Annotated in this window: 12 protein-coding genes; 6 read left to right on the forward strand and 6 right to left on the reverse strand. The window is 57.3% G+C overall.

The features are described 5' to 3' along the window. Together A3754_RS10650 and rsd are read left to right on the forward strand one after the other, a co-directional pair. On the forward strand, positions 1-339 hold a 339-nt coding region (locus A3754_RS10650; protein ID WP_197468615.1), incomplete at its 5' end, for an LrgB family protein. A gap of 437 nt (positions 340-776) precedes the next feature. Next, positions 777-1,277: a sigma D regulator gene (gene rsd / locus A3754_RS10655; RefSeq protein ID WP_063519656.1), complete on the forward strand. Its 501-nt coding sequence runs from the start codon at positions 777-779 to the stop codon at positions 1,275-1,277. A gap of 476 nt (positions 1,278-1,753) precedes the next feature. On the opposite strand, the gene A3754_RS10660 is transcribed toward rsd, so the two are convergent. Both A3754_RS10660 and A3754_RS10665 read right to left on the reverse strand, forming a co-directional pair. Beyond that, positions 1,754-3,631: a DUF1302 domain-containing protein gene (locus A3754_RS10660; protein ID WP_082872314.1), complete on the reverse strand. Its 1,878-nt coding sequence runs from the start codon at positions 3,629-3,631 to the stop codon at positions 1,754-1,756. 131 nt (positions 3,632-3,762) lie between these two features. Next, complete coding sequence (locus A3754_RS10665) at positions 3,763-4,674, reverse strand: LysR family transcriptional regulator (RefSeq protein ID WP_063519657.1); 912 nt, start codon at positions 4,672-4,674, stop codon at positions 3,763-3,765. Between the two features lie 149 nt (positions 4,675-4,823). Here A3754_RS10665 and A3754_RS10670 point away from each other — a divergent pair, with 149 nt between their 5' ends. Together A3754_RS10670 and A3754_RS10675 are read left to right on the forward strand one after the other, a co-directional pair. Beyond that, complete coding sequence (locus A3754_RS10670; protein ID WP_197468617.1) at positions 4,824-5,777, forward strand: alpha/beta fold hydrolase; 954 nt, start codon at positions 4,824-4,826, stop codon at positions 5,775-5,777. A gap of 59 nt (positions 5,778-5,836) precedes the next feature. Continuing rightward, positions 5,837-7,039 carry a serine hydrolase gene (locus tag A3754_RS10675; protein WP_197468618.1) on the forward strand — a complete coding sequence of 401 codons (1,203 nt, stop codon included), beginning with the start codon at positions 5,837-5,839 and terminating at the stop codon, positions 7,037-7,039. Between the two features lie 99 nt (positions 7,040-7,138). Here the strand turns inward: A3754_RS10675 and A3754_RS10680 are convergent, their stop codons facing one another. Together A3754_RS10680 and A3754_RS10685 are read right to left on the reverse strand one after the other, a co-directional pair. Continuing rightward, positions 7,139-7,858 carry an FKBP-type peptidyl-prolyl cis-trans isomerase gene (locus tag A3754_RS10680; RefSeq protein WP_063519660.1) on the reverse strand — a complete coding sequence of 240 codons (720 nt, stop codon included), beginning with the start codon at positions 7,856-7,858 and terminating at the stop codon, positions 7,139-7,141. 22 nt (positions 7,859-7,880) lie between these two features. Next, on the reverse strand, positions 7,881-8,222 hold the full coding sequence (locus tag A3754_RS10685; RefSeq protein ID WP_063519661.1) for a DUF4124 domain-containing protein: 342 nt from the start codon (positions 8,220-8,222) through the stop codon (positions 7,881-7,883). Positions 8,223-8,418: 196 nt separating this feature from the next. On the opposite strand from A3754_RS10685, the gene A3754_RS10690 reads away from it, so the two are divergent. Next, entirely contained in the window at positions 8,419-9,156 is a 738-nt protein-coding gene (locus A3754_RS10690) for a ParA family protein (protein WP_082872316.1), read from the forward strand. Between the two features lie 186 nt (positions 9,157-9,342). Here the strand turns inward: A3754_RS10690 and bioA are convergent, their stop codons facing one another. Together bioA and A3754_RS10700 are read right to left on the reverse strand one after the other, a co-directional pair. Beyond that, on the reverse strand, positions 9,343-10,617 hold the full coding sequence (gene bioA, locus A3754_RS10695) for an adenosylmethionine--8-amino-7-oxononanoate transaminase (RefSeq protein ID WP_063519662.1): 1,275 nt from the start codon (positions 10,615-10,617) through the stop codon (positions 9,343-9,345). Between the two features lie 200 nt (positions 10,618-10,817). Further along, positions 10,818-11,282 (reverse strand): TIGR02444 family protein, encoded by a 465-nt coding sequence (locus A3754_RS10700; protein WP_231880586.1) that lies wholly within the window; start codon positions 11,280-11,282, stop codon positions 10,818-10,820. 123 nt (positions 11,283-11,405) lie between these two features. On the opposite strand from A3754_RS10700, the gene A3754_RS10705 reads away from it, so the two are divergent. Further along, positions 11,406-12,399: ABC-F family ATP-binding cassette domain-containing protein (locus tag A3754_RS10705; RefSeq protein ID WP_156496950.1), on the forward strand; the 994-nt coding region annotated here is incomplete at its 3' end.

A 12,399-nucleotide genomic window follows, 5' to 3' on the forward strand; every position in this document is an offset into this window, starting at 1 on the left:
GTGGGCTCGCTGGCCCCCAAATCCATCACCACACCAATTGCCGTTGAAGTGGTGAAATCCACCGGCGGCTATGTATCGCTGGCCGCCGGTGCCGTGGCCATCACCGGCATTGTCGGCGCGCTCTCCGCCGGGCCCATCTTCCGGCTGCTCAAGGTCAGCGATCATCGGGTAAAAGGCTTTGCGCTGGGGCTGGTGGCCCATGCCATCGGCACCGCACGGGCTTTCGAATACGGCGAAAAAGCCGGCGCCTTTGCAGGCCTGGCGCTAGGCCTGTGTGGCCTGGTCACCGCACTGGCACTCCCCTGGCTGTGGCCCTGGGTGGCGCAGCATCTCGGCTAACGCGGATTAACCTGAAGCATTACCGCTGTGCCAGCTCGACCGGAGGGGCGGCATTGCTCGTTTTGCAGGACGCAAGAAGCCTGATGCCTGACATTACACCCCCAAAGCAAACCGGTGGTGCGACCACAACCCGGCCCGGTTTGCACAGCCGTCTGGCGTCAAGCACTAGGCATCAGGCATTCCTATCCGCCGTTACAAAGCACTAAAAGCCCCTGCCTTATAAAAAATCCGTCTTTATCAGCAAGTGGCTGACGCCGCGCTGTTTTTTCCACTGTTTGTGGCTACTCCGCAAAAAGGTCACTTTCTGCCCATTGCGCCGCCATCACCCTCCATCCTAGTCTCGATAGCCCTGCTGAAGAATCAGACGTCCGCTCGTACGGCACCGTTCGTACCCCCGGCCCAAGGCAGTCTCAGCCATTCACTAAGGAGGGAATACAATGGCGAGTTCCACATCTGCAGCACTGGCTCAATGGCAACGTATCGAAGCCCTGGTTCAGGCCTGGCTGGATGAACGCCAACAGCTGATTGTTCTGCTGTGCACCATGCAGGGCCTGAAAGGCCTTTCCACTCCCCAGCCTTACGATAACCCGCAACCCATGCACCGGCAGGTACAGCGATTCTGTCAGCTGCTGATGGACTACATCAGTGCCGGCTATTTCGAGGTATATCGGGAACTGGTTAACGAAGCCCGCCACTTTCACCGGGAGAACCCGGCACTGACCCGGCAGATTATGCAGAAGCTGGACAGCTCCACCGATGCCGCCCTGGCTTTCAATGAAGACTTCGAACACCCGAACCAATGCCTGGCCCAACGCAGTGTGCTACCCCAGCGCATCAGTGCACTGATGGAAACCCTGGAAGAACGCTTTGCCCTGGAAGACCAGCTGATTCTCAGCATCCACCAGCAAGAACCGCCGCGGCAGCAGGCGACGCATTAAGGAACCTCTGAATAACTCCTTGCATGCTCAGCGTGACCTGGAGCGTGCAGCTGTTGTGTCTTGTCTCGACGGTAAGGGTGGGCCCCTTTCCTAGAGGCAAGGCGCAGCAGATGCGCACTCCACCGCGCTTTTATGCCCGCCATGGTGCTTCAGGTCTTCCAGGCTGGCCCGCTCTCGTTGTTACGCTTCCTTCGAAGGTAAAGAGCCGATGGATGGGCATATCTCGATCCCCCTTGAGGGGACACCTTCAAAATCGCGCCCCTCTTTACCTTGGCCTAGGGGGCGAACCAGCCTGAAAGACTGAGCACGCAAGGAGTTATTCAGAGGTTCCTTAAGATCATCGCTCACCGACACGGCCGTACACGCTATTTAGCGTACATTGCCTCCACACTTCGCGAGCTGGCCGAACGAGGCAACCGACTCATCGCTTTCCCGGCGCCGGTATCGCAAGCGCCTTTTCATCGTGATCCGGGGTGTTAGAAATTCAGGGCAATACTGGCGGAAATAAAGTCCCTGTCGGTGGCCGAAAAAGGGTCATTCCCCGTGCTTATCCAGCGCAGATCAGTAGTGAGACGCTGCCCGTATTCGGCACTAATGCCCGCACCACCGATCAAGCGGCCCTCAGAAAAATTGGCATCGTAGGACCAACCTTTCACATCCTGGCCGAATAGAACGAAAGGCTTAAGGGTAAACGCGCCGACCACATTGGGATAGATCAACTGGCTGCGCAAACGGTAGCCCCAGGAGAACTGGGAAGCGTATCCATCCTTGGAACAGCCGGTGCTGCCTCTGTCCGGCTGCCCTGCGACCTGACAGCCGACAGCATTGCCACTGGCCAGGTCCGAACCGTACAGGTCTGTGCGGCTGTAGCGGCGTTCGCTTTGTGAAGGCAGGTCGTGGATGTACTTGGCTCCGGCCTCGGTAGCCACCACAAGTGCTTTTGAGCCCAGAACACCCGGAACGGGTTGGATCACGCCCAATGTCAATTGGGAGACCTTGCGACGGTCATAGCCCTGATACACGCTACCGGGAGCTGCATTGATCGAATCCTGCCCCAATGTCAGGTCCTCACCGATGACGCTGGCCAGATAGGCCGGATCATTGGCAAAGGCGGCAATCAGGTCGGCAGTGGCCAGTTGCACGGGCTGATTGGGGCGGTATGAATATTCGCCGAACAATCTTGTGGCCTGCCCTGCCAGGCTCTTGAAGCTGACCCCGTAAATTTGCTGGTCTTCCGGGTACTCAAGGACATATTGGGCATTCTTGTCGGCATCGGCGCTGGAGTCACTGGGTGGGCGCCAGCCTGGCGCAATACCGCTGTCGTCAGGTTGTGAGTAGCTGTCGGTTATCACGCTAGTATAGGGGCGACGAGAGTGGATATTGATGAGGTAGGCAGAAAGCGTGGTGTTGCCCAGATCATGACTCAGGGAAAAACCGAATTGCCCACCATCCCTTGCATCAATATTATTGCCGCGTTCGATGAAAAGCCCGCTTTCATAGGCGACGCGGTCGTTGGGGCCAACCGGTCTGGCACCGTTGCAACCGTCTGCGATAAAGTCCCGTGAACTGAACGCCGTACCACAGGGAGCCACGACGGTATCCTCCCAGGCCAGCTGATAGAACATAGTCATAGCCGTCGCGGGAGTGACAGAAAACGAGGCGCTGATGGCGTTGGTTGTCAGCCTCTTCGAATCACCGGAGAGTCGGATGGCGGGCGTGAAAAAAGGATTGATCACATTGACGCCGTTGATAAAGAAAAGACTTTCACCCCATTTGAAATATTGCTCACCTGCGCGAATCGTCAGATCTTTCTGGAAAGGAGAGAACTTCCCTTCAAGGTAAGCTTCAGTAAAAGCCAGACCGTTGAATCGAGCCAGCCGGTTGTATTGGCTGTCATCCAAAGGGACATTGGCCTGATAGCCGTTAGCGAGAGAGCCAAAAGGGACATCGTGATGAAGTTGGTGATGGTCATACCAGGCTTTGCCGGCAACAACTGCTTTATAGTTCCGGAAACGGGCCTCCAGCTTGGCATTAAGGATCACGGGTGTGGAGGCCAGCTCCTTGCCGGTGTAATTAAGTCGGCCATCATCACCATTGCGCCCGCCCTTCGGGTTGTACATGGACAAGTCACTTTTGCCTACGACCTGGGCGTTGCGCCGAAAAATATAGTCCGGATTGGCATTCTCCGCCGTCCAGATTGCGCCAGCGATAAGGCTGCCGGAAACCTTCACGTCCATATCATTGTTAACCGCTTGCCTCTCTGTGGCCATGGCGGTCGCTGTGGCAAAACTGGTCGCCAGGGCGGCAGACAGGACAATCTTTTCGGGGGCTCTGCAAGGAAATCGCATCTTCATTGTTCGGCCGTCTTTTCTTATTTTGGTTTCCCCACCGCAGCTGACTGCGGGGAGGGTATTGACGGCATGCTAAGACAGCGAGGACCCTGGAATATAATGCTTAATAGGTATATTGGAATAAAAAAGGTGCATCACGCATTGTCCGGCGGACAGAAATGACTACGGCAGATCCGAAGGAAACGTTCAGATGCGGCCGTTCGCGGCTGGTCCTTCGGCTCAACCACAGCCAGTTGAATGGCGTAATTCAGTGAAGGGATGTCCAGTGACAACAGTACATTCTCGCTAAGTTCGGTTTGGTACTGAATTTCCGGGGCAATCGCCCAAGCATCTGTTTCCAGCAGAAGCTTCCTGGTGGCCTCGTAGTCACTACAGATAACACCGGGCGTCAGGCCCAGGGCATTTTCCCTGGCACGCAACATGCTGCGCAGGCGGTGCCCTGATGACAGAACCTGTGGCGCGACCAGAGGATACCGGCTTAGCTGTTCTACGGAAATATCTTTCTCACCGGACAGAGGGTGGTCCGGCCTGGCGAATGCGCGTAGAGGAAGAGAGGTTATCAGTTCCTGCCGGATCCCCGTTGTATCCTGGATGCTCTCAGCGCCCATGAAGAGCATATCCACTTGGCGGTTGACCAGGCGACGATGCAACTCTTCTGGCGTACCTTCACTGATGGTCAGGCTGACATCTGGCGCTTCCAGGAGCATCTTTGAAAGCGTACGCCTGAGAACGCTGGATTTTATTGCTTGCCCGAATGCCAGCCGAAGCTCACCAGTGGCAACGCTCTGCTGAATCTCCGCCTCTCTTTTCAAATCGCTGAGAGTGGATAGTACGGTTTCTGCTCGATGCCGAATCTGCAGACAGAACTCTGTCGGCGTCATACCGGATTTGGAGCGCAAGAAAAGGGGCGTGCCCAACTGGCTTTCGAGGTTGGCCAGGCTGCGCGTCAGTGCAGGCTGCGTGATATGCAAGGCCTGTGACGCGGCGTGTATCGTGCCGTAATCAAGCACGGCTTTCAGATGAGAGAGCTGCTTTGTACTTATCATGTTTATAACACTTAGTTATTCCTCACTACCTATAATGCATTATAGATTTTCCCTTGGCCCTGATATACCTATTCCTCCTCATAACATTTATGCATTTTATTAGCATAGGAATAACAAATATGACATCACGGTCACTTCGGCAAGTTCCATTGCTGATCACGTTTCTCTTATCACTTCTGCTGCCCGCTCTGGCCCTGGCCACGAAACAGCAGGCAAAAGATTATCTCGCTGCGGAGCGACTTATCACACACGGCAACACAACCAACGCCGTCCGTTTGTACCGCCAAGACGCAAGTCAGGGTGACTATGTCACGATCATCCCATCCCTGGGGCGGGGGGTAGCTGATTACACAGAACAGTACCAATCCACGCTGGTCACGCGACTGGTTGAAGCCGGGTACCAGGTCATTCTGATAGAGCCAAGAGGTGTTGGTGAAAGCAAGGGCGAGCTGACACCCGGTCAGGTTTCCATGGAAATGCTGGTTGACGATGTACGGCTCAGCCTGGACGCATTCAACATCAAGAAAGTGCACATGATTGGTCATGCTTTTGGCAACAGGTTGTCCCGAACCTTCGCGACGCTGTACCCGGAACGGATCGACAAGCTGGTTCTGCTGGCGGCGGGCGGTAACTTCGAAATGAGCGCCGAACAAAAAGCCTGCCTGCGAGGCTCTATTACGCCGACGGAAGGTACAGAGAAACGCCGTGCGGCGATTCAGTGTGCGTTCTTCGCCGAAGGCAATTCGCCGGATGCCTGGTTGACAGGCTGGTATCCGAAACTGGCGATGGCACAGGTCCATGCCGCCAGGAGTATTGACGGCGATATTTTCAAAAACGCGGGCGGGAAGCCCTTTCTTTTGATTCAACCGGCACAGGATTTCATTGCTCCGCCACACCTAGCTGGCCGCCCGATCAAGGAAGAGTTGGGTGCGCAGGTAACCTATGTGGAATTGCCCGAGACGGGGCATGCCTTAACCTCCGAGCGCCCGGACAAGGTGGCAGAGATCATGCTGGATTATTTCGCCACTGAAAGCAGCTATGACAGACAACGAAAGAAGCCGCTCAGCGGTTCCCCAACAACAAGAAGGGAGTCAAAACGATGAAATGGTCAGTATCAAGAACCCGGAAGCAGGTAACAGGCACGGTGATCTTGGCGCTTAGCATGACAGGCAGCGTGTTGCCGGTCGCCGGTCATGCAGCAAGCACCGCTGAGGTATGTGGCCGCAAGGAAATAGGCGAAGTTGCCCGCTACTTCTCCACGAAAACGCCTGATGCAGCCCAGCATTTCCGGTCTGCCTACCAGCGTTTTTCCGCTACCAAACTGGCACCCGGTAATACTGTGATTGAACTACCGGAGGGACAGCCCCTCCCACCGGTGAGTTTTTCCCTCAAGGGACAGAGCGCATCGCAGGAGGATTACTTCGCATCCCGGAAGGTGAGCGGCTTTCTCGTCATCAAGGACGGCGAAATCCGCGAGGAAACTTACCGCCTGGGCGCCGATCGCTCATCTGTCTTTCTGATTAATTCCATGTCTAAATCCGTTGTTTCGCTGCTGGTGGGCATCGCGGTGGATCAGGGAATGATTGACGATATCGACCAGCCGATCACCGAGTACCTGCCCGAGCTTAAAGAAAGCGGCTTCCAGGGAGCGTCCATACGCGACCTGTTGAACATGTCGACGGCCGTATATTTCAAGGGGCAATCCCCTGATGCCGCCGGTGAGGGCAGGGATATCCGTCCGGCGGCGGGGGCCAGTTTTGCCTGCGGCGCCAGCCTTCGCCCCTATCCCGGCACGGCGCTCAAAAAGAAGGGCGTGGAACACGGCGAGAAGTGGGAATACATTAATACCAATACCCAGGTTCTGACCATGTTGGTGGAGAAGGCATCGGGCATGACGGCGGCAGAATTTGCCGAGACAAATCTGTGGTCGAAGATCGGCGCCAAGAGTCCGGCGTACTGGCTGACGGATCAGGCCAAAGATGCCGAACCGATTGAGCAGGGCTGGATGGGCATGAATGCCCGCCTGCGTGATTTGGGACGCTTGGGATTAATGCTGACTCACGACGGCAAAGTGGCGGAAATGCAGGTCATATCACCGCAGTGGCTGTCCGATAGCTTCTCTCCCGATAATGCGGCATTGGAAACGCTGGAGAAACAGCCCTTGTTCGGGTACAGCCATCAATGGTGGCTGCCGGCGGGTAACGGCGAGGAAATCATGGGGGTGGGCTTTGGAGGCCAGTATCTCTATGTGAATCCGGCCGAAAATCTGGTCATTGTGATGACTAGCGTGTCTCCTGAATACGGCATGTCAAGCAAGGCTGACGCTCTGGCGCTATTTCGCGCGGTGTCAACCAGATTACAATAACCCGGAATGCGGCTGGCAAAGGGCGGTTGCAGCCGCAGATCCGCACAAAAAGAGGGCGCACAAAGGCGCCCTCTTTTGCGGATAAAACAGCAACAGCGATTATTCTTCGCCTTGCGCCTCATCACCACTGCCTTTCACATCCAGCAGCTCGATTTCGAAAATCAGCACCTGGTTCGGGCCAATGTCGCCACCCGCACCTTGCTCGCCGTAGGCCAGTGACGGCGGCAGGACGATTTTCCACTTGTCGCCTTCCTTCATCATCGGCAGCGCTTCCTGCCAACCCGGAATGATCTGCTGCAGGCCGAAGGTCGCAGGCTGATCACGCTCTACGGAGCTGTCGAACACAGTGCCGTCGGGCAGCGTGCCGTGGTAGTGAACTTCCACGGTGTCTTCCAGAGTCGGAGATGCCGCTCCTTCTTCACCGGAGGCCAGCACTTCGTACTGCATGCCGCTGTCGGTAACGGTCACGCCGTCACGTTCAGCATTGTCCGCCAGGAATTTTTCGCTGGCTTCCAGGTTCTTGCCAGCTTCTTCTTCAACCTTTTTCTGCTGGGCGGCCATCATACGGCCCTGGAAATCACGGATCAGCTGATCCAGATCTTCATCACCCAGACGGGACTCGCCCTTCTCGTCGAAGCCATCACGCAGGCCTGCAACCATGGCATCCAGATCCAGGTTTTCCAGGCTGCGCATCTGCTCGGCACTGCGGAAACCCAGTGCATAGGACGCCTTCTGGTCATCCGTTTTCACTTCTGCGTTGTCCTGACCACAAGCGGCCAGCAAGACCGTTCCTGCCAGCACGATTCCCAATTTCTTCATTCTGCCTCCAATTGGCCAACTGTTATTGTTTCTGTTGTGTCTCTTCCAGCCCCTTGCCACCGCGCATCTCTTCCGCGCTGATGGTGTCCGGAGCTTTTACCGTAATGGGTTCCGCCGATACACCCGGCGGCGGAATCTGGCCATACTGCCAGTTTCCATCGGGGTCACGCCAGCGATACAGCTCCGTGTCCCCCTTTTTTTCCAGCCAGGGAGACAGGCTCCCGTCAAACAGCTTTTCCGGCTGTTGCCAGTTCTGTTCCACATGCTGCCAGTTTAGCAATGGCTTGCCACCACCCAGCGGCACAATAAACAAGGCCGCCAGCACTGCCAGCAGCAGCACCACAATAATGAGCAAAAAACGCATAACGCCGGATTCCCCTGTAGAGCCCCTTCACGGGATCGAGTTCCCCATGGGAGCAAAATAACATCACAATTTACATCACTTATGCCACTTTTGCGGTAGTGTTGAATTTGTGAGCACAATCACCCTTTCTTCCGACAGTCACCGCACCGGCATTAGGGGCAGGTAGAATCATACGAAATAACCATAAAGAAACGGTATGAACAGCGCACAGAATAGCCCATCCACGGGGATCGGCTCCCAGCACAGGTCCCACGCTTCGCGTTTGGTGATTCTGGTCGCAAACAGCAAAGGGGGTTGCGGCAAAACCACCATCGCCACCAACCTGGCTTGCTATTTCGAAGCCTTGGGGCGCCCGGTATGTCTGATGGATCTGGACCCGCAGCAGTCCGCCACCCAATGGCTGAAGATGCGCCACTCCGCCACTATTCAAGGTCTGAGCTGGCCTGCCGGTGAACCGGTTTCCCTGGGCCGCCTGCAGCAACGTCTGGATCAGGCAGGCAATCTGGTCATCATCGACTCTCCCGCCGGGCTTGATCCGCATCAGTTGGATCATCTGATGCGACTCTCCCAGGTGGTGCTGGTTCCTGTGCTGCCCAGCCCCATTGATATCCGCGCCACCACCCGGTTTCTGCAAAGCGTGATGCTCACCCCCAGCTACCGCCGGCGCCCCCGACGGCTGGCAGTGATCGCCAACCGGGCACGCACCCGCACAAAAATGTACGAAGCCCTGCGCCAGTTTCTTGCCAGCCTGAAAATTCCCTATCTGGTCACCCTGCGCGACACGCAGCTTTATGTGCAAGCCATGAGCCAGGGCGAAGGCATCATGGATGCCGCCGTCTCCCGCCACCTTGAAGACCAGCAACACTGGCGGCTAATCGGCGAATGGCTGGAGGTACAGCGGCATTTAATACAGACCATGCCGGGGTTTCGTTAACCCACCTGTAGAGTTCCCTTCCAGGGGACGAACCGCGTGTAAACGCGGAATTGCCCGCAGGGCGATCAGGTTCTAGATCGACTCATGACAGTGCGGCAGGTGAAAGCTCTTGTAGCCTCGCTTCGCGAGGTTCGTCCCCTGGAAGGGAACGCCTACAGCGGGTTTGTAGAAAGTTAGGTCTTAACGTCAACTGCCCTCTGCCAAATCCCGCATGGCCCCAGTGAGCTTGCTTAAATCCTCCGGCTCGATCACGAACGGCGGCATGATGTAGACCAGCTTGCCGAACGGACGAATCCATACGCCCAGCTCCACAAAACGCGCCTGCACNTGCTCCATGGCCACCGGTTCTTTCATTTCCATCACTCCGATGGCGCCCAGCACCCGGGTATCGGCCACCGCAGGCAGCGTCTTCAACGGCAGCAATTCCTCCTTGAGCTGACTCTCGATGGCGGCCACTTTTTGCTGCCAGCCGGACTCCAGCAGTAACTGGATGCTGGCGTTGGCCACGGCGCAGGCCAGCGGGTTACCCATAAAAGTCGGCCCGTGCATCAGCACCCCGGCCTCCCCCTCACAAATACCCGCGGCTACCTGACCGGTACACAACGTGGCCGCCAGAGTCATATAGCCCCCGGTAATCGCCTTGCCCAGGCACAGGATATCCGGGCACACATCCGCATGCTCCAGCGCAAACAACTTGCCGGTGCGACCAAAGCCCGTGGCGATTTCATCTAAGATCAGCAACACACCGTACTCGTCACACAGGGCCCGCACCGCTTTCAGGTAGGTGGGATGATAAATACGCATGCCGCCAGCGCCCTGCACCACCGGCTCCAAAATCACGGCGGCGATCTCCTGGTGATGGGCCGCCAGCATCTGCTGGATGGAATCCAGATCCGCCGTATCGAAATCACTGTCATAGGGGCACTGCGGTGCCTCAGCAAAATAATGTTTGGCCAGCACGCCACTGAACAGCGAATGCATGCCGTTGACCGGATCACAGGCCGCCATGGCGCCAAACGTATCGCCGTGATAACCGTTGCGCAGGGCCAGCAGTTTGTCCTTGCCGGTGTACCCCTGGCTCAGCCAGTACTGCAGCGCCATCTTGATCGCCACTTCCACGGCCACCGAGCCGCTGTCGGCCAGAAACACTTTCTCCAATGGATCGGGGGTCAGCGCCACCAGCTTCTTGCCCAGCTCCACCGCCGGTTCGTGGGTCAGCCCGCCGAACATCACATGGGCCATACGATCAATCTGGTCTTTTGCCGCCTGGTTCAGCACCGGGTGGTTATAGCCATGCACGGCTGCCCACCAGGACGACATGCCATCGACGAGTTCACGCCCGTCATCCAGTGTCAGCCTCACCCCGGACGCACTGGCCACAGGAAAGGTGGGCAACGGTTTCGAGGTAGACGTATAAGGATGCCAGAGGTGGTCGCGATCGAAATCCAGGTCGGTGCTCATGGGATGGTCCGAATAAAACGTGGACAGGAAGAATGGCAGCGGCGGGGGGAAAGTTCAAAGTTGAAAGTGGTAACACGCGATTTCTGCAGGAACACCGCTTGAGGTGCGAACCGAGTGTCAACGCGGAATCGGCGGCAGGACAATCAGGCGCTCCAGGGCTCAACAGGCTTTCTGGAACGGGACGGGAGTAGCGGCAATGCCTAGAGCGCAACCAACTCATTGAGCGATTTCTGCAACCCTTCGCACTGCGCCGTTTCCGGGACCAGCACCAGCAACCAGCCCATCGGGTCCACCGGTTTGCCGGCCGGCAGCAAGGTATCGCAGAGCATCGGCAGAGAGGTCAACAACCAGCGCTCGCCTTCCAGCTCCACCTGCTGGAGTTGCCGCTTGAATTCGGGCAACCGCTCATCCTGCCCGGCCTTTCGGCGCACCGCCCGCAGAGGTCGCAGGTAATCCGACTCGAACTGCCCGGCCAGTTCCGCCAACCGCCGGCCCACCTTGGCATCCGGTTGCTTGCCCAGCGCGGCCAGCCACAGCCCACACAGCATCAACGACACCGGCACCTGATATTCATCCTGCAAATACAGGCAGGTTTTCTCGAACGCCTTGTCCTGCCAACGGCCCAGCGCGAAACGCCACAGATCCGGTTTTATCTCATCACTCACGGGTATCCCCTGATTCACCGTCCGCTGACGGGTTGGTGCTTAAACAGGCCATCGCTTACACTGCGCCGGTTTCCTGCGCGTCTACACTTGCACGCAGGCCACTGTCTTGGAAATAGGCTCACCATGCTGTCTCTCGAACATATCAACCTTCGTCGCGGCCCCGACCTGCTGCTGGAAGATGCCAACCTGGTCTTGCACAAGGGCTGGCGCGTGGGGCTGGTGGGCCGCAATGGCAGCGGTAAAAGTTCGCTGTTCAAGCTTATCATGGGCGAGCTGGAGAGCGACGGCGGCAACCTCAATCTGCCTGCCGACTGGCGCCTGGCCATGATGGCCCAGGAAGTACCGGCACTGGACCAGCCAGCCATCGATTACGTGCTGGACGGCCACCATGCCCTGCGCGCCGCCGAGCGCAAACTGGCGGCCGCCGAACAGGCCGGCGACAACCACGCCATTGCCCTGACCCACGGCGAGCTGGACGCGCTGCACGCCTGGCAGCAACCGGCCAACGCCGCCGTCCTGCTGGCGGGCCTGGGCTTTAGCGAAGCCCAGCAACGGCAGCCGGTCTCCAGCTTTTCCGGTGGCTGGCGCATGCGCCTGAATCTGGCCCAGGTACTGATGAGCGACGCGGACCTGTTGCTTCTCGATGAGCCCACCAACCACCTGGATCTGGATGCCATTCTGTGGCTGCAGAGTTATCTGATTCAGCAGCCCGGAGCGTTGTTGGTGATCTCCCATGACCGGGCGTTCCTGGATGCCATCGTCACCCAGATTCTGCACATCGAACATAACAGCCTGAAGCAGTACACCGGCGGCTACTCCGACTTCGAACGCGAGCGCGCCGAAAAGCTGGCCCTGCAACAGAAGATGCACGACAAGCAGCAAACCCAGGTCGCCCACCTGCAAAAATTCATTACCCGCTTCAAGGCAAAAGCCAGCAAGGCCAAGCAGGCCCAGAGCCGGGTAAAGGCGCTGGAAAAACTGGAACTGATTGCCCCCGCCCATGTGGATTCCGGCTTCAGTTTTGATTTTCACAGCCCGGAAAAACTGCCCAACCCCATGGAGAACCTGGACGCGGCGCAATGCGGCTATCGCAATAACGGCGTCGATACGGTGATCC

This window comes from Alcanivorax sp. HI0083 (assembly GCF_001635175.1).

Excerpts from the sequence above, each read along its gene's own strand:
- rsd (WP_063519656.1), top strand. The coding sequence starts at position 777 with ATGGCGAGTTCCACATCTGCAGCACTGGCTCAATGGCAACGTATCGAA.
- A3754_RS10660 (WP_082872314.1), bottom strand. The coding sequence starts at position 3,631 with ATGAAGATGCGATTTCCTTGCAGAGCCCCCGAAAAGATTGTCCTGTCT.
- A3754_RS10665 (WP_063519657.1), bottom strand. The coding sequence starts at position 4,674 with ATGATAAGTACAAAGCAGCTCTCTCATCTGAAAGCCGTGCTTGATTAC.
- A3754_RS10675 (WP_197468618.1), top strand. The coding sequence starts at position 5,837 with ATGACAGGCAGCGTGTTGCCGGTCGCCGGTCATGCAGCAAGCACCGCT.
- A3754_RS10680 (WP_063519660.1), bottom strand. The coding sequence starts at position 7,858 with ATGAAGAAATTGGGAATCGTGCTGGCAGGAACGGTCTTGCTGGCCGCT.
- A3754_RS10685 (WP_063519661.1), bottom strand. The coding sequence starts at position 8,222 with ATGCGTTTTTTGCTCATTATTGTGGTGCTGCTGCTGGCAGTGCTGGCG.
- A3754_RS10690 (WP_082872316.1), top strand. The coding sequence starts at position 8,419 with ATGAACAGCGCACAGAATAGCCCATCCACGGGGATCGGCTCCCAGCAC.